This is a genomic window from Boseongicola sp. (assembly GCF_057460485.1).
Window position 1 is genome coordinate 1 of sequence record NZ_JBVCWP010000009.1, and the last position, 19,980, is coordinate 19,980.

General features: G+C 57.7%; 22 protein-coding genes. 3 read left to right on the forward strand and 19 right to left on the reverse strand.

Going from position 1 to position 19,980, the window contains the following annotated elements:
* Together AC221Y_RS02675 and AC221Y_RS02680 are read left to right on the forward strand one after the other, a co-directional pair.
* Positions 1–198, forward strand: a 198-nt coding sequence (locus AC221Y_RS02675) for a hypothetical protein (RefSeq protein WP_486706742.1), incomplete at its 5' end; no start/stop codon positions are given.
* Positions 199–248: 50 nt separating this feature from the next.
* Positions 249–1,130 (forward strand): fumarylacetoacetate hydrolase family protein, encoded by an 882-nt coding sequence (locus tag AC221Y_RS02680; RefSeq protein WP_299753306.1) that lies wholly within the window; start codon positions 249–251, stop codon positions 1,128–1,130.
* 139 nt (positions 1,131–1,269) lie between these two features.
* Here AC221Y_RS02680 and AC221Y_RS02685 read toward each other — a convergent pair whose 3' ends face one another.
* The 13 genes from AC221Y_RS02685 to AC221Y_RS02745 form a co-directional block, all read right to left on the reverse strand.
* Positions 1,270–1,944, reverse strand: a complete 675-nt coding sequence (locus tag AC221Y_RS02685) for a GntR family transcriptional regulator (RefSeq protein WP_299753310.1) — start codon at positions 1,942–1,944, stop codon at positions 1,270–1,272.
* Positions 1,945–2,091: 147 nt separating this feature from the next.
* On the reverse strand, positions 2,092–2,352 hold the full coding sequence (locus AC221Y_RS02690) for a hypothetical protein (protein WP_486706743.1): 261 nt from the start codon (positions 2,350–2,352) through the stop codon (positions 2,092–2,094).
* Positions 2,353–3,371: 1,019 nt separating this feature from the next.
* A complete protein-coding gene (locus AC221Y_RS02695) occupies positions 3,372–3,779 on the reverse strand; it encodes a universal stress protein (RefSeq protein WP_299753314.1) in 408 nt (135 codons plus the stop codon).
* Positions 3,780–3,828: 49 nt separating this feature from the next.
* On the reverse strand, positions 3,829–4,845 hold the full coding sequence (locus AC221Y_RS02700; RefSeq protein ID WP_486706744.1) for an Ldh family oxidoreductase: 1,017 nt from the start codon (positions 4,843–4,845) through the stop codon (positions 3,829–3,831).
* Between the two features lie 63 nt (positions 4,846–4,908).
* The gene (locus AC221Y_RS02705) at positions 4,909–6,090 is read right to left on the reverse strand and encodes a UxaA family hydrolase (protein ID WP_486706745.1); all 1,182 of its coding nucleotides are present in this window, start codon (positions 6,088–6,090) and stop codon (positions 4,909–4,911) included.
* 12 nt (positions 6,091–6,102) lie between these two features.
* On the reverse strand, positions 6,103–6,393 hold the full coding sequence (locus AC221Y_RS02710) for a UxaA family hydrolase (RefSeq protein WP_486706746.1): 291 nt from the start codon (positions 6,391–6,393) through the stop codon (positions 6,103–6,105).
* A gap of 21 nt (positions 6,394–6,414) precedes the next feature.
* Positions 6,415–7,395: a zinc-dependent alcohol dehydrogenase gene (locus tag AC221Y_RS02715; RefSeq protein ID WP_486706747.1), complete on the reverse strand. Its 981-nt coding sequence runs from the start codon at positions 7,393–7,395 to the stop codon at positions 6,415–6,417.
* On the reverse strand, positions 7,392–8,150 hold the full coding sequence (locus tag AC221Y_RS02720; protein ID WP_299749318.1) for an SDR family NAD(P)-dependent oxidoreductase: 759 nt from the start codon (positions 8,148–8,150) through the stop codon (positions 7,392–7,394). Before AC221Y_RS02720 ends, AC221Y_RS02715 begins: the two co-directional genes overlap by 4 nt.
* 1 nt (position 8,151) lies before the next feature.
* Positions 8,152–9,462 carry a histidinol dehydrogenase gene (hisD, locus tag AC221Y_RS02725; RefSeq protein ID WP_299749321.1) on the reverse strand — a complete coding sequence of 437 codons (1,311 nt, stop codon included), beginning with the start codon at positions 9,460–9,462 and terminating at the stop codon, positions 8,152–8,154.
* A gap of 11 nt (positions 9,463–9,473) precedes the next feature.
* Positions 9,474–10,802: a TRAP transporter large permease gene (locus AC221Y_RS02730; RefSeq protein WP_299749324.1), complete on the reverse strand. Its 1,329-nt coding sequence runs from the start codon at positions 10,800–10,802 to the stop codon at positions 9,474–9,476.
* 11 nt (positions 10,803–10,813) lie between these two features.
* Positions 10,814–11,329, reverse strand: a complete 516-nt coding sequence (locus tag AC221Y_RS02735; RefSeq protein WP_299749327.1) for a TRAP transporter small permease — start codon at positions 11,327–11,329, stop codon at positions 10,814–10,816.
* Between the two features lie 118 nt (positions 11,330–11,447).
* Positions 11,448–12,596, reverse strand: coding sequence for a TRAP transporter substrate-binding protein (locus AC221Y_RS02740; protein WP_299749330.1), 1,149 nt, complete (start codon positions 12,594–12,596; stop codon positions 11,448–11,450).
* A 20-nt stretch (positions 12,597–12,616) separates the two neighbouring features.
* Positions 12,617–12,808: a hypothetical protein gene (locus AC221Y_RS02745; protein WP_299749334.1), complete on the reverse strand. Its 192-nt coding sequence runs from the start codon at positions 12,806–12,808 to the stop codon at positions 12,617–12,619.
* A gap of 139 nt (positions 12,809–12,947) precedes the next feature.
* On the opposite strand from AC221Y_RS02745, the gene AC221Y_RS02750 reads away from it, so the two are divergent.
* The gene (locus AC221Y_RS02750; RefSeq protein ID WP_299749337.1) at positions 12,948–13,991 is read left to right on the forward strand and encodes a LacI family DNA-binding transcriptional regulator; all 1,044 of its coding nucleotides are present in this window, start codon (positions 12,948–12,950) and stop codon (positions 13,989–13,991) included.
* Here AC221Y_RS02750 and otnK read toward each other — a convergent pair.
* The 6 genes from otnK to AC221Y_RS02780 all read right to left on the reverse strand — a co-directional run bounded on the left by otnK (position 13,988) and on the right by AC221Y_RS02780 (position 19,761).
* The gene (gene otnK / locus AC221Y_RS02755) at positions 13,988–15,259 is read right to left on the reverse strand and encodes a 3-oxo-tetronate kinase (protein WP_299749340.1); all 1,272 of its coding nucleotides are present in this window, start codon (positions 15,257–15,259) and stop codon (positions 13,988–13,990) included. The two genes, AC221Y_RS02750 and otnK, sit on opposite strands and share 4 nt — an antisense overlap.
* Before the next feature lie 3 nt (positions 15,260–15,262).
* Positions 15,263–16,153: an L-threonate dehydrogenase gene (gene ltnD / locus AC221Y_RS02760; protein ID WP_299749343.1), complete on the reverse strand. Its 891-nt coding sequence runs from the start codon at positions 16,151–16,153 to the stop codon at positions 15,263–15,265.
* An 11-nt stretch (positions 16,154–16,164) separates the two neighbouring features.
* Positions 16,165–17,007 carry a sulfite exporter TauE/SafE family protein gene (locus AC221Y_RS02765; RefSeq protein ID WP_486706748.1) on the reverse strand — a complete coding sequence of 281 codons (843 nt, stop codon included), beginning with the start codon at positions 17,005–17,007 and terminating at the stop codon, positions 16,165–16,167.
* Positions 17,004–18,053: a Gfo/Idh/MocA family protein gene (locus AC221Y_RS02770; RefSeq protein WP_299749349.1), complete on the reverse strand. Its 1,050-nt coding sequence runs from the start codon at positions 18,051–18,053 to the stop codon at positions 17,004–17,006. The genes AC221Y_RS02765 and AC221Y_RS02770 overlap by 4 nt, the downstream gene beginning before the upstream one ends.
* A gap of 201 nt (positions 18,054–18,254) precedes the next feature.
* Entirely contained in the window at positions 18,255–19,043 is a 789-nt protein-coding gene (locus tag AC221Y_RS02775) for a ThuA domain-containing protein (RefSeq protein ID WP_486706749.1), read from the reverse strand.
* Entirely contained in the window at positions 19,030–19,761 is a 732-nt protein-coding gene (locus tag AC221Y_RS02780; protein WP_299754084.1) for an RlmE family RNA methyltransferase, read from the reverse strand. Before AC221Y_RS02780 ends, AC221Y_RS02775 begins: the two co-directional genes overlap by 14 nt.
* Positions 19,762–19,980: the final 219 nt, after the last annotated feature.

A 19,980-nucleotide genomic window follows, 5' to 3' on the forward strand; every position in this document is an offset into this window, starting at 1 on the left:
CAGATTTCCGTCGCGCACCAACTGTCCCTTATACTTCAAGATGAGTTGGCAGATTTGCCTTCAGGTCTTCGGCATTTTATCTGGCATCGACATGACCACAAACAATTCAAACGCAAAGGACCCGCGCGCCTTTACTTCGGCTATGCAACTTTCCCAAGCCGGCGTCTTGCACAAGCTCAAAATATCGATTTTAATTGACATTATCCTATTTTATCGCCAAATAGTGGCTGAAAAACAAGGGGATCGACATGCGCTTGATGGTTGGCCACGCAGCTGCGGCAAAATTCGTCTACCTCGTTAAAGGCGATGAGGCTTTTAATCTGACGGCGCAGTTTCGCGGTATTGGCGACGATCTTCAAGGGCTGATCGACGATCCCGCATTGATGGCCGAGATTGCCAAAACTTCAGACCTCGGCGGATCAATCGCAGTTGCAGACATCACGCCCGCCCTGCCCGTGCAGTGTCCTGGCACGATCATTTGCCTTGGCCTGAATTATGTCGATCACATCAAAGAAGGCGGCTATGACATCCCGGATTACCCGGCATTGTTTATGCGTGGCAAAAACTCAATCATGGCAGCAGGTGCGCCATTGGTGCGCCCATCATGTTCGGAAAAACTCGATTATGAAGCCGAATTGATGATCATCATCGGCACAGGCGGGCGCCATATTCCTGAAGAACGCGCGCTTGATCACGTCTTCGGCTACACCATCTTCAATGATGGCTCAGTGCGCGATTACCAACGCAAGACCCACCAATGGACACCCGGTAAGAACTTCGACGACACCGGCGCAATCGGGCCTTTCGTCGTGACCCCCGAAGACCTGCCTGAAGGGGCTAGGGGCCTAAAGATCGAAAGCCGCGTTGGCGACGAAATTCTGCAAAGTTCCAACACCGCAAACATGATCTGGTCGGTGGCAGCCACCATCGCAATCATCTCAGAATACACAACGCTAGAGCCCGGCGATCATATCGCTCTTGGCACGCCTCCGGGCGTTGGGCACGCCAAAAAGCCCAACCCGCGCTGGTTGCGGCCCGGCGAGGTCGTGGACATCGAGATCGAAGGCATCGGCATCTGCTCGAACCCTATTTTCGACGAAGCGGACCTCACGAAAGCGGCAGCGGAATAATGGCGACGGACGGCACCATGGATCAGAACAATGATGCTCAACAGGCGATCCGCGACCCGCGTGTCAGCATCAAGCGCGTCGGCGATGCCGAGATCGGCCTGATATTGGTGGCCGAAGGCGGCTAAGCGGCTCGCGACGCTTATATCCGCTCGGCCAGAAACGCGCCAGTGCGGCGGTAATGGTTCAGAAGTGCAGAAGATGCGCCGTCTGCATCCCGTGCAATCGCGCGATCCATGATCTCAGTATGTTCTAGACCAACATCGCGTTGCTGATAATTCAGAGACCGGCCCGCCAGGAACCGATAGCGAATATTCAGATCATAAAGCTGCGAACAAAACCGCATCAAAATCGGAGTGTCAGAGTTTGACAAAAGCGCGATGTGGAACGCCTTATGATGGTCCTCGAAATCTTCGGCCTGCGCCTTGTTTGCCCGTGTCATCCGATGATGGGCCAGCACAAGCGCCTCTTCCCACGCCTCATCCGCAGCCGCGACGCTTTTGCGCAAAGCCATATCTTCCAGCTCGCAGCGCAATAGTAGAATCTCATCGAAGTTCTTGCGACTTGTCGGCGCGGCCCGAAACCCACGCTGGTCAATTCGTTCCACGAGATGCTCGGACGTCAAAAGGCTAAGCGCCTCACGGATCGGCGAAGCTCCTGTATCAAGTCGCAACCTCAAGCCTTCAATTTTCAGTTTCTCGCCCGGCCTCACCTCGCCCGTGACGATCATCCGGCGGATCGTGCGATAGGTGCGTTGAGTCGCAGAGCCATCAGCCGTTGAGGTCGGATCGCTTGATTGAATAAGGTCAGAGTCCATTGAGAAAGAATATCGATTTTTTGCCATACCGCAACGCAACTAACCTAGTCGTTGTCAGTTAATACGGCCCCTGCGCCACTTTCACGGCTTGCTTCGGTTGAAGGCACAAAGGTGCGTGCTGCAAAATCCGACAAGGCCACAAACGTTTCACAATCCACGAGCTCGCGATAGCCCTTCAATGGCAAGCGCCAAAGGACCGGAAGCCGCGCCTGTTACTGCAATATCCGCCCGGTCCGGACACACAGTCTGAGCGCGCACCGCCGCATCCAATGCGTCATCGAGCTGCGATGACGAAGCCTGTGCGAACAAGCCAACCAGTTCACTGATATCCGCGGGTTTGCGATGTTCGATTTCGGATGCACCGCTGACCCAGGCCCCTGCGATGTAATTCTTGTTCAATTCCGCCATAGGGTCCACCTTTATACTCGGGTTTTGTTTAGCTTTGCGCCACAAAGCCACGAACAGTCGATTCAATCGAACGCAAATAAATTGAGTTAGCGTCAATCAAGATGACGTTTTGGCGGATCCTGTCGGAAAGTCTGAATTCTGGATCGCCGCAGCCATGGCACGAGTTGCCGGAGCAAGTGAATGGCCCGGCTGGGTCATCATCCAGATGTCTCACCCGGCGGACGCGCAAGTGCGGCCTCGACAACCAACTGAAGTACGACGGTGATGCCCACGCCGCCGGTATCAGCCCCCAAAAGCGATGTGGTTTCTCGCTGCAAAAGACGCGCTTTTGCAAGGATCGGCCGAAAGTCTTCGTCTGTGATCCGGCGGCATAACCTATTTGCAATAAACAGGTCTTCGACAAGGTCGGACCACGTCAGACAATTCTAATCCCGGGCCAGCAGGTGATCCCCGCGGCAGATAACGCCAAAGGGATCAGAAAATAGCTTCGTGCAAGCATAGCCCGCCATCGCACCCAGACTGCTTTTGCCAATGTCAAAAATTTCTGAGCAGACGTCCCGCTCGATCTTCTCGTAATTCGCGCCGCTGATGTCGACCCGCACGTCCGGTGTGTTTGCACGAAATCGCGCAGTATTGGCGGCATTATGGATTGCGGGATCGATAGTGTTACGGTCAGATTGACCTGGCAAAGCTCAGCATTTGACAGCCCGTCGATTGCCGCTACGGTCCGGCCGAAATGCTCGATCTCGCGGCATGCTTCGCCAAGGATCTGTCGCCCAAGCAGCGTCAGGCGAGATTTTCGCGCAGTCCCGAAAATGGGTACACCGACGTGTTCCTTGAACTGCTTCAGAACAATTGACACAGCCTACGGAGCACGCCCAAGCACATTGGCCGCCTCCGCCAGCGACCCGTGCCACAACAGTTACAAAGCAGCGAAGCGCTTCGATCTTTATCGACATCCCGATGGCAATTTCAACTAGCAGCATTTTTCCAAGAGAAATCGCGCTAAACTGAAGTGCTTACCTTAGCACATACACCGAGCAATGCGCGCGGCGGACAACGCGAGAAGCGGTTGAACCGAGGTGATAATCCTCTTGTCCCGGGCTGTGCGATCCAACGATGATCATATCAACGCCGGCGTCTTTCGCATACTTCGTGATCTGTACGCCGGGCTTACCCGTGATAACTTTGCAGTCAATGTCCGCAGCATCGCCAGCGGCTTGGCGCAGCTTTTCAAGGACGCGCGCACTCAGGTGGTTCTCTGGTTTCACCGTCACGAATTCTGCCACGAAACCACCAATTTGCTCCAACACTGTCAGAAGCGTAATTGTGCCGCCGGGCGCAAGCATATGCCGCGCGGCCTCAATCTTGCGAGATACTAAAGGCGCGTGGTCAAGAGCCACCGGGATCAGGATTTTCTTGTGCATTTCGATTTGCTCCTTGGGGCTGTGTGCGTGACGCACTCAGGTGTTAAGTCTATGTTTTATGGAAAGATGCAAGCGCACGTGCCGCAACGAGATATCGTGTCGGAACGGTCAACCCGTCGGCTTCGGCGGCCTTTATCGCTGCCAGCCGTCGCGTCCCCGGCAATCGCGTGCCCTCCAGATCGGTGATCGACTTTAACAATTCTTCAAGCCGATCCGCAAAGCCAGTTCCGTCGGAATTCGGGCGGATCGCGATTAAGGTCTGGCCAACTCGGGGTCGCACGCCTTCTGCGGTGAAAAAGGAACCGGCTTCATAGCTAAACGCGCTTCCGGTCAACGGCGCCGCCAGAATTTCGACCATCAAAGCCAAGGCCGCGCCCTTTGCATCGCCAATCGGCAACATGGTGCCGCCAAGCGCGGCTTCGGCGTCGGTTGTCGGGTTGCCAGCGGCATCAAGCGCCCAGCCTTCCGGGATAGGCTTGCCTTGCTTTTTGGCGTTCATCACCTTGCCCCGCGCGACTTTCGAGAGCGAAAGGTCGATTATCAGAGGGTTAGCCTCTTTACGTGGAGCTGCAAAGGCAATCGGGTTGGTCCCGAAAAGAGGTTGATGCGACCCCCATGGCGCAATCGCTTTGGGCGCGTTCGTAAACATCATGCCAATCAGGCCCGCCTTAGCAAGCTTCTCCACCTGCAATGACAGTGCGCCGCAATGATGCGAGTTGCCGACCGCCGCAACCGCAATCCCCATTTCTTTGGCGACCGGGATCAGCGCGGAAATGGCAGTTTCGATCGCTGGGTAAGCAAACCCGCAATCGGCGTTAATTAGGATTGACGCAGGTCGAAGGGCCGTGACCGTGATCGCCGCATCAGTGTTAATCTTTCCGGACTTCACCTGCGCGGCGTAATCTTCCAGACGCGAGAACCCGTGACCGACCTGCCCCTCGGCCTCGGCCGACACAAGCGCCACGGCCGTAGGGCGCGCCTGCGCCTCAGTTGCACCGGACGCCATCAAAGCCCTTGAAATAAGGTCTGTCGCATCAGCGATACTGATCCGTTCGGTCTCACTCATCATATTTGCCTTACGGAATTTAGGAACGTGCGGCCCGCACGCGGCGGGCCGCACGCGAAGCAATTAGGCGCTTCGGTAAAGTTTGGTCATCGAAAACTCGCGGTGACCCAATGCTTCCGCCGCCGTGTAGCGACCATTGGCGGTGCGGCGGATCATTTCGATCAGAGCATCGCCTGCTTCATCAATGGTCTGCTCACGGCGAAGAATGCCGGACACGTCCACATCAACATGCTCGGACATGGTCCGCACTGTGCGTGGGTTTGCAGTGATTTTGATCACCGGCACGATTGGGTTGCCAACCACGTTGCCCTGCCCTGTTGGGAAGGTGTGGATCACAGCGCCACCGGCAGCCATCAAAGTCACACATTCCGCAGCAGCAGATGAGGAGTCCATGAAGTACAGACCAGCACCCGAGTTTGGCGCTTCTGCTGGCTCGAGAATGTCGATGAACTGTGAGGTCCGGCCGATTTTCTCAAGGTTACCAAGAGCTTTTTCTTCAATGGTGGTCAAACCACCTTCGATGTTGCCTTTGGTGGGCTGGCTGTCGGAAAGGTCGTCTGTCTGGTGCGCAAAAATCACGTCATCCTGATAGGCCTTCCACATCGCATGCCAGCGCTTGCCAACTTCTTCGTTGATCGCGCGCTTTTGGCAGATGTGCTCGGCACCAGTGATTTCCGATGTCTCACCGAAAAAGCCCGTGATGCCTTCGGGCAGCAACTTATCGTACATGTTGCCAACCGTCGGGCATGAGCCGAGACCGGTTGTCGTATCGCTTTCGCCGCACTTCGTCGACACCCATAGTTCACTAATCGCGCATTCTTCGCGCTGAATTTCAGACGCATGGTGAACGAAATCTTTCGCCGCCCAAGAGGCTGCACGGATGGTTTCGAAGTCTCCCTTTTGCTCGATCGAGAATTCGGCCACTGGCTTGCCAGTCAACCGGATGCCGTCAGCAATGCGCTTGGTCCAGCCGGGCTCGATGCCGATGACGACAACTGCCGCCACGTTGGCGTTCGCGCCCGTGCCGATTATCGTACGGAAATGCACGTCAAGGTCTTCGCCAAACTGCAAACGCCCATAGGCGTGTGGGATTGCCATCGTGCCTTTGACGTTGTTGGCGACAGCCTCACAGGCTGCGTTCGAAATGTCATCTACCGGCAGGATAAGAACGTGGTTACGCACGCCAACCCGGCCGTTTTCGCGCCGGTATCCGTGGATAGTCGTGTTGGAATATTTGGAAGCCATGATATTCGTTCCTTACCAGCGTTTCGTTTTGCAATTGTGGGTGTGCACGTGGTCACCCTTTTTGATGTCAGCGATGATCTTGCCAATGTCTTCGCCGTATTTGGTCGCGGTGTCGCCGGCCTTCAGGTCAGTGAGCGCGACCTTGTGGCCAATCGGAACATCCGCATTAGAGGTTAAGCGGAAAGTCGAGTTGTCATGGGTGATGCAGCACAGCATATCAGTGCCAGCCGTCAGTCCCTCGACAACGACCACACCGACATTGTCGGCTTTTTCGTGGACAAGAAGCTGCGGTATTTCGGACATTTCAGTCTCCTAAGTTTTCGTTCAAGGTTTCAGAATAATCTTCGGGGCCGCAGTGGACCCCGAGCGGATATCGGCGAAAGCGGATGCCCCGTCGGCAAGGGCGCGCGCCTCGGTCCAGTCCAGCGGCCCAAGGCGGCCATCGAAAATGGCGGCCGCAGTGTCGCGGAAGTCCTGCGCGGTGTAGGTATAAGTTCCTGTGAACGTGATTTCCTGAAGCGTCATGCGGCGAATATCAAGACCCGCCGTGCCCCCTCCAAGACCGATATGGAGAATCACGCCGCCTGGGCGGGCGTGGGCCGAGGCCGTTGCGCGCGTGGCATCAAAGCCAACGCCGTCCACAACCATATCAAACGTCTCGTCGCCAAGCTGATCTGACGAAATTATCCTGAAATCAACGGTTTTCTCAAGATAGCTACGGCGCAAAATGTTAGGCTCGCTCAGGGTCACATCCGCCACACCCTGCGCTTTCAGGCTAAGCGCCGCGCCAACGCCGATAGCCCCCCCACCGATGACCAAAGCCGATCCGGCCTCGCCACCAACGATCGCCTTGCCAAGCCGCACCGCGTGCCAGCCGCACGCAATTGGTTCGGCCAATGCGGCTTTCTCAAACGACACACCGGCGGGCACGATCACAAGGTTTGCTTCAGGCATCGCTATGTATTCTGCGAATGCCCCTTCGCGCGGGGGCATCGAAATAATCTGTCGGGTCGCACACAGGTTGTCGCTGCCAGAAACACAGGCAGCGCAGGTGCCACAGGTCACCAGCGGATTGATCGTGACACGCGTGCCGTCAAGACCACCACCAACAACGGTCCCGGCCCCTTCGTGCCCAAGGATCAACGGTGCGGGACGGCGTGGATCATGGCCAAGATAGGCATGCATGTCCGAGCCACAAATCCCGACACTGTCGATCTTGATCAGATGCGTGTCGGACACGACCACAGGATCCGGCACATCGCGGTAATCCAGAGCTTCAGCGCCCGTATAAACCAGTGCCTTCATTTCGCAGTGAACCCCCCGTCGACCATAAGGACCTGGCCCGTCACATAAGCGCAAGCGTCCGAACAAAAGAAAAGCAGCGGCCCGTCCATGTCCTCAACTTCGCCATTGCGCCCGATGCAGGTCTGCGCGGCGTTGCGCGCTGCGCGTTCGGGGTCGCCGAACACGGCAGCGGTCAGTTCGGTGCGGAAAAAGCCGGGGCCAATGGCGTTCGCGGTGATCCCGTCTTTCGACCAGGCTTCGGCCATGGCGCGCGTCAATTGCGCGACGCCGCCCTTGGACGCGCCATAAGACAACCCGCCCGGAAAAGCGCGGTGACTTTGCAACGAGGCGAAATTCACAATCCGACCCCAACCCTTTTCTTTCATAGCCGGCACAAGGCACTGAGACAGAAAGAACGGCACGGCAAGGTTCAAGTGGATCGTAGCGTCCCAGCCTTCGGTCGTGACGTCATCGGCCATTTCGCGGGTATTGATCCCGGCAGCATGTACGACGATATCTGGCGCGCCAAAGGGCTCGGTCGCGCGCCGGGCCAGATCGGCAAGCCCGTCACGGTCGCTAAGGTCCGCTGGCAAAGCCACAAGCGGCCCCGGTGCTTCGTCCTCCAAAGACCGAAGCGCATCGACGCGCCGTGCAAGGGCCACCACACTGGCCCCCGCTTCAGACAAAACAAGAGCCGCACGCCGTCCAAGACCGGAGCTTGCTCCGGTCACCAGGGCCACATGGCCCGTCAGGTCAGGACGGTCGACGGCGTTCATGTCACTCGTCGCTTGCAGTCAGATCGAAGGTTTCATCTGGGAAATACTTGGCAAGACGGATATCAGCGGTCCGCGCATGGCCCTCCATCCCTTCCAGCCGCGAAATCCGCGCCGTTGCGATCGCAACGGGCTTAGCTCCGTCGCGGGTGGCGCGCTGCCACGTTACGATCTTCATGTACTTGTGTACCGAAAGACCGCCTGTGTAAGTCGCCGCACGCGATGTTGGCAGAACATGGTTTGTCCCCGATGCCTTATCGCCAAACGCCACGGTGGTTTCTTCGCCCAGGAACAACGAGCCGTAGCACGTCAGGTTCTCCAACCACCAATCAAGGTCTTGCGCCTGCACCGTCAGGTGCTCGGGCGCGTAGTCATCCGATGTTGCCGCCATCTCCTCGCGGTCGCCGCAAACGATGACTTCAGCGTAATCGCGCCATGCCTTCGCAGCATTATCGCGGTTCAATTCTGGCAAATCGGCGATCAAGATCGGGACAAGACGCATGACCTCTTCGGCCAACGGACGGTCATCCGTAACAAGCCAGACCGGAGAGTTGTAGCCATGCTCGGCCTGCCCCACGAGGTCAGCCGCCACGATCGTCGCATCGGCAGAAGCATCCGCAATGATCAGGCTATCAGTTGGTCCCGCGATCATGTCGATGCCCACGCGTCCGAACAGGATGCGCTTGGCTTCGGCCACAAACTGGTTGCCGGGGCCAACAAGGATATTCGCAGGCGGCAGGCCGAAAAGACCAAAGGTCATCGCAGCCACACCCTGAACACCACCCATTGCAAGGATCTTGTCAGCACCACAGATTTTCGCTGCATAGACAATCGCAGGTGCAACACCGACGCCCGGACGCGGTGGCGAACAGGCCACGATGTGGCTACAGCCCGCGACCTTCGCCGTCGTGACGGTCATGATGGCACTTGCGATGTGGCTGTAACGACCACCCGGCACGTAACAGCCAGCCGCATCTACTGGGATCGTCTTCTGACCCGCGACAAGACCCGGCACGATCTCAACTTCGATATCCTTCAAAGTTGCTTTCTGAGCCTCTGCGAATTTCTTCACGTTGGCATGAGAAAACTCGATGTCACGCTTCAGCTTCTCCGGGACCAAGGCACAAGCGGCCTCTATCTCGGCTTCGGTCAAAAGCACATTACCCTCGTATTTGTCGAACTTCGCCGCGTACTCCAACGCCTTCGCGTCACCGCCTGCTTCGATATCGTTCAGAATGCCTGCGACAAGCTCGTGCACGTTTGAGGCGTCACTTGTCGAAGTGAGGGTTGCTTTCTTAAGATACTCTCTCGCCATCGGAATAGTCCTTATTTATAGATATCGGGAAGGAACGCTGTCGAGATCCATGGAATGTAGGCGATCAGCAGCGTCACAAACAACATGAAGAGAACGAAGGGAATGGCGCGGTAAGCGATCTTCAGAATCGACTCCCCGGTAATCCCCGACACCACGAAAAGGTTCAGCCCCAAAGGCGGTGTGATGAAACCCACACCCAGCGCTGTGATCATCATGATGCAGAACTGGATTTCGTTCATCCCGATGTTGTCGGCCAAAGGCTTCAGGATTGGCGCCAAAATCACGATGTTCGGCGTCGTCTCCATCACACAACCAGCAGCAATCAAAATGCCGACCATCATCAGGATCAAGATCCACGGCTCGTTCGTAAGGTTCGTCGCGGCCCCAACGAAGCCCTGTGGAACACCCATGATCGCCAGCGCCTGTGCCAATGGCAGCGAGAACGCGATGATCGGCAAGATAACACCGTTCACCTTAGCCGAGCTGACCAGCATTGCAGGAAAGTCCGACAACTTGAGCGTCTTAAGGATGAAGCCCATGATGATCGTCACGACCACAGCCGTGGCGCCTGCCTCGGTTGGTGTCAGTCGGCCCGAGAAGATGCCGTAGAAGATGATGCCAGGTACGATAAAAGCGTACCAGCCAGACTTCAGAGCAACACCGAGGCGCGAGAAATACTCTCCCGCTGAAATGTTGCCGCCACCTTCCCAGCCGTTGAGGCGGTTCATGATGATGTTTGTGACAAGGATCGCCACAAGAACCGCGATGCCCGGAATCACTGCCGCCAGGAACAATGTCGAAGCGGATATACCCAGAACCAGACCGATAATGATGTACGCAATCGAGGGTGGGATCAGGATGCCTGTACAGGCACCAGCCGCCACAAGCGCACAAGCATAAGGGCGCGGATAGCCGCTTTCGACCAGACGGTCGATCGTCATGCGACCCACTGCAGCCGCACCGGCCGCGTCAGATCCCGAGATGGCCGCGAACATGCCGCAGACCAGAACCGTGGCAGAACCGAAGCCGCCCTTTGCGAATTGCGTCAGCGCTTCTGCCACGTCGAGAAATTTGCGCGATAGGCCGGTGCGCACCAGCACGTCACCCGTCAGGATGAACAGCGGCACCGCGGTTAAAGCGAAGTGATCGATGCCGTGAAACAGGCTCTCGCCCATAAGCGACAAAGGCAACGCCCCCGACCACATCAGCATCAAAATCGCGGAGGCACCAATCGCTGCCCAGACCGGCACGGCAAGTGCGATCAGACAGACGAAAAGCAGTACAGGGCCATAAAAGTCCCAGCCAAGCTCTATTGTTTGTTCAAGTGTATTCCAAAGCATGTCCCGGCCCCTCAGTCAAAAAGCTTGTCGCCTTCGTAAACCGGGCGACCGGTACGAAAGTCATTTATATCGCGGATGAAAGACTGGATCAGACGTACCATAATCAGCGCAAAGCCGAGGGGAACAGCCGATAGGAACCAGACTTGAGAGATGCGCAAACCATGCGTGACCGAGCCGAATGTCCAAGACACATGGACGGCTTCATACGACCAATACAGCGCAACTATAGCGACCAGCGCCATCACGATGTCCCCGAACATATATAGCAGTGCTTTGATGCGCGGATTTACATATTCCATGATCACATCAATACGTATATGACCACGTTCTTTAACTGCAGCAGCGGCACCGATCCACGCGAGATAGATGAACGAGTAGCGGACGATTTCCTCGCCCCAGATCGACGAATACGAAAACACCTCGCGTCGTGCGACCTCGATAAACATCGTGCCCACGAGCATGACGTAGAATATCAGAAGCGCCCAGCGCTCTAGGTTTTTGTCCAAGGATTTAAGCGTACTTGACATAGAGTCCTCCCGACCGTGTGTGGACGAAGCCACACCGTTCACGTCTCTCGCTTGATTTCAGTGATAGGATTTATCGTAGAGTAAGAGCGGCGTCGCGTCGACGCCGCTCTAATCTTTCTTATGCGTCGTGGACGTAATAGCGGCCCTGCGTGCCTGCAGCTTCTTCGAGCTTCGCAAATGTGTCCATGGACCCGGCCAGCTCAACTTTGAAGCTGTCCCATTCGCTGCGCTGATAGCCACCGGCATCCTTCCATACAGCAAGCTGATCATCGGTGAGCGAGTGGAATTCCACGCCAGCTTTCTGCAGCTCAGCCATTGCATAGGCACGTGCCGAAGGCACTTTGGCAAGGTTCTGGTGCGATGTCATTTCGCCAGCAAACTCTATGCCTTCCTGCACGTCCGCAGGCAGTCCGTTGAACCATTCAAGGTTCATTGAGTAAACTTGGCTATCGGGAACGGCCTGCGTGAAGGTCACGTGGCTGAGAATATCCTTGAAACCAAAGACGAACAGCGCGCCCACGGATGGGTCAAGTGCGTCTGCTACACCCTGCTTGATCGCGGAAGGTGTTTCACCCCATGCAACCGGTGTCGGGTTCGCGCCAACCATGCGGTAATACTGCTGAAGCATCGCCGAACCGGGCACGCGGAACTTAACACCCGACAGATCGCTTGGCGTGATGACCGCGCCATTGCCGCCCTTACGAACAGCAACAACGCGTGGATCGATGTTGATGTAAAACAGCGCCTTAAAGCCCGAAGACTCGATTTTCGGGTCTACTTCTTGCTTCCAAGCATCCGAGTTCACAAGGTTTGTGAAACGCTGATTGGAACCACAGAAATACGGCATGTTGATCAGGTCAACTGTCGATGCAAACGGAGCGAAGTTTGACAGCGAGTGCTGCGCACACTGGATCGTGCCGCCCTGAACTGCCTGAGCAAGTGCGCCACCAGCGCCAAGCTGGCCACCCGGCGCAAGCTTTACGTAGACTTTGCCATTTGTTGCGTTCTGAATGTTCTCTTTGAGATCGAGCTGCATGATTGGATAGCTGCGCGATGCACCCAGAACGTAGGCAGTTGCCAGCGTCATGGTGTGTTCAGCAGCCGCTGCGCGATCGCGCTCTTCGTTTGCGGTTTGTGCAACAGCCGCATCGGACCACAGCATGCCTCCCGCACCAACAACCATGGCGGCCGTAAAGCTGCCCGTGCCTGCGAGTTTCAGAAAGTTACGGCGCGAGGCAGATGCCAGCTCCAGTTTCGTCTTGTCCATAGTTCCCTCCCTTGGGTCTTCTATTGAGTGTTTTCAGTTTTCTTGACTTCTTCCGCTTCCCTTTTCAGGATTGCGACTACGAAAGAGATCGATGCCGCAAACAGCAGGAGCATTTCCGACACGTTTCCGAGAATTGGATTTCCAGCAATCGAGCCAATGGCAACGTTTGCGACAAATATTACGACGAAAATTGCTGAAATAATCAAAGCCATGTCGTTGTCTCCTCCCATGCCGCCATTGGTCAGCGATTCGCAGTAAAATGTAAGCGCTTACATTTTTTAATGCAAGCACTTACATCACTAGGCTACATGTTGAGCTTGATATATAGTCTCTTTGAAAACACAGGTGCCCATGTCACGCGAAAGTCTACCACCAACGCCTGCCTCAAGTGTCCCGACGCTAGCAGATGTCGCGCGAATGGCCAATGTGTCGACCGCCACGGTCTCGCGCTGCTTGAATTCCCCCGATCAGGTTGCGGAACGCACCCGCACCCGCGTTATGGCCGCCGTCAAAGGCCTTGGATATGCACCAAACTTCGGCGCACGCGCGCTGGCCTCCAAGCAAACTAACACCATAGGCGCAGTCATTCCTACAATGGAGAATGCGATCTTTGCGCGTGGCATTCAGGCCTTTCAGGAAGAGCTTGGACGCCACGGATACACACTGCTGGTGGCAAGCTCCTCTTATCAGGAGGCCCTTGAAGAGGAACAAATCCGCACCCTCACAGCGCGCGGCGCGGACGGTCTTCTGCTCATCGGCTTTCACCGTAACGCTCGGGTCTACGAGTTCCTGAAGACCCGCTCGGTACCGGCTCTTGTGGCATGGGCCTATGACGCCGAAAACAACACACCCTCCATCGGGTTCTCCAATAAACACGCCATGGTCGATCTCGCGCGCATTGTCTTCGAGAAAGGGCACCGCCACATCGGCATGATCTCGGCTGACACGACCGCCAACGACCGTGCGCGCGACCGCCTAACAGGCGTGAAGCTTGCCGCTGGCGAGGCCGGTCTTGATGTCGACCGCATGCCGGTTATCGAAACCACCTATTCAATCGAGTGCGGTGTCGAAGCCTTCCGCCAGATCATGGCCTGGACGCCCCGACCCACCGCCGTCTTCTGCGGTAACGACGTTCTCGCAATTGGTGCCCTTCGCGCGGCAAAGGAAATGGGTCTGTCGGTTCCCGGCGATGTATCTATCACCGGTTTTGACGACATCGAACTGGCGTCACTGGCAGAACCCGCTCTCACCACGGTCCACGTTCCTCACCGCGAAATGGGACGACGCGCGGCAGGCATGTTGGTCGACATGGTCACCAAGAAAATCACGCCCAAAAGCGTCGAACTGCAAACCGATATCCGCCTGCGCCGAACACTTGGCCCACCACCGACTTAAAGACGGTCCAAAGTCTCCAGCGCCGTGGCGAAAAAACTCTCGGTGCCGAAATTCCCCGACTTCAGCGTGATCGCCACGTCGTGGCCCCCGCTTTTGGCGAAACACCACGGCACACCGGGCGCAATTTCCGGCCCGACATCCAAACGGCTCACACCCAAGGCCTGTGTGATTGCGCCCGAGGTCTCGCCCCCTGCCGATACAAACCGCCGCCGACCAGCGTCGCGCGCCGCAACCGCTAATGAGCCCAGTGCCGCTTCAACCAATTCGCCCGCACGCCCCCGGCCAAGTTTCTCTTGCACGGCGCGCACCTCGTCCGGGCTGGCCGTTGCATAGATCATTGGTGAGGCGTCCAAAGGCAGCGCCAAAAGCCACGCCTCCGCCGCACCGACACCTGCTTCCGCCAATGCCAACGGGTCCAGCCGATAGGATGGTTTGCTGACTTTAAATGCCGCCACCTGTGCATTGGTCATCGCCGATGCGCTTCCCGACAGCACAATCGCGCCCGGCCCAACGTCGGGCGCGTGAAATGCCTCCGCTGAGCGCGACAGCACCCCGTCCTCAATCAGCAACTCGGGCAAGGCAGTCGCCACCGCACTGCCACCCGTCATCAGCGCCATGTCGCGGCAGGCTTGCGCGATCACTCGCAAATCCGAATCCGCCACTGCGTCGACTACAACGTGGCCCACGCCCTCGCCTGCCAAAGTCGCAAGCCGCGCCCGTAAAGCGTCCACACCCTTCGCAACTGTCAGATAATCCGCAAGCCCCACCTGCCCCGTCACTTGCGGCGCAAGCAACCGCATCAGGTTGGAATCCCGCATTGGCGTCAGTGGATGATCTTTCATCGGGCTTTCCGCCAAAGGCTGCTGCCCGACAAACAGGTTCCCCATATAGATCGAGCGTCCATTTTCGGGAAACGCCGGACAATAGATCGTCTGCTCCGCCCCAAGCCGCGCCATAATCGCTTCTGCCACCGGACCAATGTTGCCTTCGGGCGTGGAATCAAAGGTCGAGCAATACTTCCAGAAGAACCTCTCCGCCCCCGCCGCCTTCAGCCACTCCAAAGCCTTCAACGTCTCGCCAACCGCCTCAACCACAGGAGCCGTGCGCGATTTCAACGCAATCACCTCAAACGGAGCCGTATCCCCCGACGGTGGCACATCCGGCACCCCAATCCGTAAAGAGACTGCTACGCCAGAGCGCGCCAGCAAGCCCGCCAAATCCGTGGCCCCGGTGAAATCATCCGCAATCGCGCCCAGCAAAGTCGCCATATCTTAGTCGTCCCCCGGTAATGTCAGCCCGGCGTTGCGCGCATAAACCTTTGCAACCGCCGCATCGTCTTCGCGCCCGAACCCCGAGCCCGACGCCGCCACAAACTGCTGCAACGCCGCTGCTGTTAACGGCGCACCAAACTTCGCGCCGCGTGCAATGTCCAAAACAATGCCCAAATCCTTTGACCAGATATCCACCGCCGAACGTGGCGTGTAGTCCCCGTCCACGATATGCGGCGCGCGGTTCTCCAACATCCAGCTTGTTCCGGCGCACAGCGGTATCACCTTCACGAAGTCCTCCGGCGAAATGCCTTGCGTCATGCCAAACGTCATGGCCTCAGCCATCGCCGCAATATGCACACCCGCCAAAAGCTGGTTCACCGCCTTCATTGCGGATCCGGCCCCGGCAGCATCGCCCAAACGGAATACAGTCTCGGCGCAAGCCTCAAGCACCGGCGCGGCCGCCTCAAAAGCCTCAGGCGCGCCAGACGCCAGCACCGACAACTTGCCGGCCGCCGCCTTCACCGACCCACCAGATATTGGCGCATCGATATACAGCACGCCCGCCTCAGCGCATTGCGCCTCCATGCGACGCGCGAACTCCGGAGGCACCGTGGCACAAGCCAACACAACCGAACCCGAAGACAAGCCTGCTACCACGCCGCCCTCGCCGAACAACACCGTCTCAGTCTGCGGGGCGTTCAAGACCACGACAACAACCGCGTCCAGCGCACCGGCGATCTGCGCCATCTCTCCGCTGGACCCACCGCTTGCGCGAAACCGCTCGGTGGCCTTTGCATTGACGTCAAACCCATGCACCTCATGGCCCCCCCGCAAAAGCGACGCTGCCATTCCGTATCCCATGGACCCAAGCCCGATCACTGCCATTTTCATCGCGAAACTCCTTAAAAAAAACCTCTGCCAAACGCCTGCCACAACATCCGCAGCGACGTCACAAACAAAAACAGCGCAAAAACACGCTTCAACACGCGCGCATCCAAAGAATGCGCCAACTGTGACCCAATAGGGGCGGTGAAAACACTTGTGGTAAAGATCAAAACCGCTGCGGGTAAGCTGACATAACCCAATGAGTACGGCGGACGTGCGCCCATGTCCCACCCCGCCCAGATGAAACCGAACACGGCAGGCACCGCAATCACAATCCCCAAAGCCGCCGCCGTGCCTATGGCGCGATGCACCGGAAAGCAAAACGCCGACAAGATCGGCACCGACAAAGTCCCCCCGCCAATTCCCATTAAAGCCGAGAGAATACCGATCGCTGTCGGTACAGCGGTCCGCGCAGCAACGCCTTTAGGCAAGTCCTCGGCCAGCACCACCGTGCGCGGTAACGCCAGATTGATCGCAACAAGCAAGGCCACCACGCCGAACAACACGGTCAAAAACGCCCCCGACACAACGCTTGCCAAGACGCCACCGATCAAAGCCCCCACGAACACCGCAGGCGCCCAGGACTTCAACAACTGCGCATCCACGCTGCCTCGCTTACGGTGCGACCGCGCTGAGGAAATAGACGTCGGAATGATCGTCGCAAGCGACGTGCCAACTGCCATCGGCATGGCCAACTCAGCCGGAAGGCCCAAGAAGCCAGCCAGCAAAAAAAGCACCGGCACAATCACGATCCCGCCGCCAACGCCAAGCAACCCGGCCAAAACGCCTGAGATCGCGCCCGTCGCCAATAGGCCCAGTGCGAAAACGATCAGAAACTGCGCGGAATAGATGTCACTCACGACGCCTCCGGCACGTGCGTCAACGACACGGTCTGTCCGCTGACCGCCGCCGTCTTGATCGCCTCGACCACGCGCAGGCTCTCCAATCCTTCGCGACCGCTGACCAAAGGCGCGTGCCCATCGCGGATCACGCCAATGAAATTTTGCAACTGTCGCAACAAAGGTTCCGCCGCTTCAAACGGAACCGTCTCGGCGGCAATCGGCTCCCACCAACTGCGCTTATCCGTATGCTGCCAAAGCACCATATCGGGCACCGACAAGGCCCCGTGCGTGCCGCCGATCTTGTAGCAACTGGTAGTGATATGCGGGTAAACAGGGTTCTCGCCGCTTGTGAATTCCCAACTCCACGGGGCCGAAATGGTGTCGGAGACGCTGACCGTCGCCAAAGCACCGCTGGCAAAGCGTAAAAGGACCGCCATCGAGTCTTCAACGTCAAAGCCACGCACAGCGCGCGCTTCCATCGCTTGCACATTTACAACATTCCCGCAGAAATGCCGCAACAGATCAATGTCATGGATCAGGTTGATAAATACAGGCCCCGCCCCCGTCGCGCGCCGCCACTCAGGCGCAAAATAATCGTCCGGCTTGTAAAGCCAGAACTCAGCCGTCACCGACACGATCTCGCCCACACGCCCTTCGTCCAGAACCGCCTTCGCCGCCGCAACAAGCGGATTATGCCGCCGATGATGTCCGACCAAAATCTCCACACCGCGCGTCTCGGCTTCATCAACCAAAGCCGCCGCAGTGGCCGCATCATTCGCAATCGGCTTTTCAATCAGCACTGGAATGCCTGCGCGAATACACGCAAGCGCTTGTTCAACATGAAGCTGGTTGGGCGTCGCCAAGATGATCCCATCCGGGCGATGCGCCGCAACGTATTGCTCAAGGTCAGCAAACCAAACCGCGCCATGCGCGTCGGCCAGGTCCTTCGCCCTGGAGTCCGGGTCCACAATTCCCGCAAGCCGCGCACCACGCGCCACAACATCCACATGTGTCCGCCCGATCAGACCGGCTCCTACGACCGCAATCGCTGGTAATTCTGCCATGTGCCCCCCATTCGCCCCACGCGCGTTCCGTATCACTCTGCCCTCGCCTTCCGTCAAGTCACGCGCGGCGCCGCATCGCACGAGAAACTAGGGCTGTTGACGTTCATCTTGTCTGAATGATTGCCGCCGCGATTGAAACGAAGTCGCGGCGGGTTCCCTAAGTCGTCGTTCACGGCAATCGAAAAGCTGTGTCGCGGCCCGCTAACGAAACCCGTCTTCGCCATCTTTGTGCAGCCGTGGCCCTCGCGCCACGATCTTCTCAGGCGCCGCATTGACCCTCACATTCGGGGCGGCGTGAATATCGCCCGTCGCGCGTTGCGGATTATGCGCCCAATGCACTGCATTGGTCAGAACCTTGCGGACATTCGCGTCATAGTAAGTCGGATAGGTCTCGTGTCCGGGGCGGAAGTAGAACACGTTCCCTGCCCCGCGCCGATACGTCAGACCGGATCGAAAGACCTCTCCGCCCTGAAACCAGCTGATGAACACGGTTTCCAACGCCTCGGGCACACCAAAGGGCTCACCATACATCTCTTCCCGCTCAAGCACAAAACTTGGCGGCAAACCGCGCGCAATCGGATGCCCCGGAGCCGTCACCCAAAGCCGCTCCCGCTCGCCCGCCTCGCGCCACGTCAGATTGCACGGTGTTCCCATCAGGTGTTTGAAAATTTTGGCAAAATGCGCCGAATGCAGTAAGATGAGACCCATGCCCGAATAGACTGCGTCCGCCACGAGCTGCACGACAACCTCCGATACATCCGCGTGTGCCGCATGCCCCCACCACAACAAGATGTCCGTTCGTGCAAGCCGCTCCGCCGTGATCCCATGCTCTGGGTCCTGCAATGTTGCCGTTTCGGCCTGAATGCCGGGGTCTGCATTCAACGCGGCCGCGATGCAGGCATGCATGCCGTCGGGATAGACGCCCGCCACGACCTCGTTTTCGCGCTCATGGATGTTTTCGCCCCAAACCAGCGCCTTAATCATCGTCATCGTCCTGTTCACCTGAAAGGCCCTTAAACCCGCGCGCGACGACAAACTTTTCCGAACTGTCCGCACGCGACGCCGGAGGCTTCACGTTCGCAACTGATGTGAAGCGCATCTTCAACAGCTTTTGAAGCGAGCCTTCCGCGCCACCGGCGAGCACTTTCGCCACAAATGTCCCGCCGGGGTCGAGAACGTCAAAGGCCAGTTCTGCGGCCGCTTCGCACAAAGCCACAATGCGCAAGTGATCGGTCTGTTTGTGGCCCGACGACGACGCCGCCATATCCGACATCACTACATCCGCATTGCCCCCAAGCCAGGCTTTCACCTTCTCGTCTGCGCCGTCCGACATGAAATCAAGCTGATGGATTTCCGCGCCGGAAATGGGCTCGACCTCTTGCAGGTCAACGCCAAGAACCCGGCCAATGGCCTTGCTCTTTCTGTCGCCAAGCGCGTTCACACGCCGCACGGCTACCTGACACCAACCGCCGGGAGCACAGCCCAGATCGACAACCCGCGCGCCGGGTACAAGAAATCGGTACTTCTCATCCAACTCAAGGATCTTGAACGCCGCCCGCCCCCGCAACCCTTCGGCCTGCGCGCGCTTCACGTAAGGATCGTTAAGCTGGCGCTCCAACCAAAGGGTCGAGCTAAGCTTGCGTCCACGCGCGGTCTTCACTTTGACGCGCAGATCGCGCGCACCGCGTCCGCTGGTTTTCTTTTCCATATGACCGTCTCCTGACCGGTTTCCGATAGCCCGCGCATCACATGCTAGCAAGAGACCGCTGTCTGATAGTTCATATCACGTCGCGGCTTGTTAGGGTTGCCCAACAGATTCGCAAGCGAGACCGCTCCAATGTCCTATCCCCTCACAGACGTCAAAAACCCGGCACCGCACGCCAAACCCATCGCCGAAATAGCAACGACTGCAGAGCAGAACGAAAGG

Excerpts from the sequence above, each read along its gene's own strand:
- AC221Y_RS02680 (WP_299753306.1), top strand. The coding sequence starts at position 249 with ATGCGCTTGATGGTTGGCCACGCAGCTGCGGCAAAATTCGTCTACCTC.
- AC221Y_RS02685 (WP_299753310.1), bottom strand. The coding sequence starts at position 1,944 with ATGGACTCTGACCTTATTCAATCAAGCGATCCGACCTCAACGGCTGAT.
- AC221Y_RS02690 (WP_486706743.1), bottom strand. The coding sequence starts at position 2,352 with ATGGCGGAATTGAACAAGAATTACATCGCAGGGGCCTGGGTCAGCGGT.
- AC221Y_RS02695 (WP_299753314.1), bottom strand. The coding sequence starts at position 3,779 with ATGCACAAGAAAATCCTGATCCCGGTGGCTCTTGACCACGCGCCTTTA.
- AC221Y_RS02700 (WP_486706744.1), bottom strand. The coding sequence starts at position 4,845 with ATGAGTGAGACCGAACGGATCAGTATCGCTGATGCGACAGACCTTATT.
- AC221Y_RS02705 (WP_486706745.1), bottom strand. The coding sequence starts at position 6,090 with ATGGCTTCCAAATATTCCAACACGACTATCCACGGATACCGGCGCGAA.
- AC221Y_RS02710 (WP_486706746.1), bottom strand. The coding sequence starts at position 6,393 with ATGTCCGAAATACCGCAGCTTCTTGTCCACGAAAAAGCCGACAATGTC.
- AC221Y_RS02715 (WP_486706747.1), bottom strand. The coding sequence starts at position 7,395 with ATGAAGGCACTGGTTTATACGGGCGCTGAAGCTCTGGATTACCGCGAT.
- AC221Y_RS02720 (WP_299749318.1), bottom strand. The coding sequence starts at position 8,150 with ATGAACGCCGTCGACCGTCCTGACCTGACGGGCCATGTGGCCCTGGTG.
- hisD (WP_299749321.1), bottom strand. The coding sequence starts at position 9,462 with ATGGCGAGAGAGTATCTTAAGAAAGCAACCCTCACTTCGACAAGTGAC.
- AC221Y_RS02730 (WP_299749324.1), bottom strand. The coding sequence starts at position 10,802 with ATGCTTTGGAATACACTTGAACAAACAATAGAGCTTGGCTGGGACTTT.
- AC221Y_RS02735 (WP_299749327.1), bottom strand. The coding sequence starts at position 11,329 with ATGTCAAGTACGCTTAAATCCTTGGACAAAAACCTAGAGCGCTGGGCG.
- AC221Y_RS02740 (WP_299749330.1), bottom strand. The coding sequence starts at position 12,596 with ATGGACAAGACGAAACTGGAGCTGGCATCTGCCTCGCGCCGTAACTTT.
- AC221Y_RS02745 (WP_299749334.1), bottom strand. The coding sequence starts at position 12,808 with ATGGCTTTGATTATTTCAGCAATTTTCGTCGTAATATTTGTCGCAAAC.
- AC221Y_RS02750 (WP_299749337.1), top strand. The coding sequence starts at position 12,948 with ATGTCACGCGAAAGTCTACCACCAACGCCTGCCTCAAGTGTCCCGACG.
- otnK (WP_299749340.1), bottom strand. The coding sequence starts at position 15,259 with ATGGCGACTTTGCTGGGCGCGATTGCGGATGATTTCACCGGGGCCACG.
- ltnD (WP_299749343.1), bottom strand. The coding sequence starts at position 16,153 with ATGAAAATGGCAGTGATCGGGCTTGGGTCCATGGGATACGGAATGGCA.
- AC221Y_RS02770 (WP_299749349.1), bottom strand. The coding sequence starts at position 18,053 with ATGGCAGAATTACCAGCGATTGCGGTCGTAGGAGCCGGTCTGATCGGG.
- AC221Y_RS02775 (WP_486706749.1), bottom strand. The coding sequence starts at position 19,043 with ATGACGATGATTAAGGCGCTGGTTTGGGGCGAAAACATCCATGAGCGC.
- AC221Y_RS02780 (WP_299754084.1), bottom strand. The coding sequence starts at position 19,761 with ATGGAAAAGAAAACCAGCGGACGCGGTGCGCGCGATCTGCGCGTCAAA.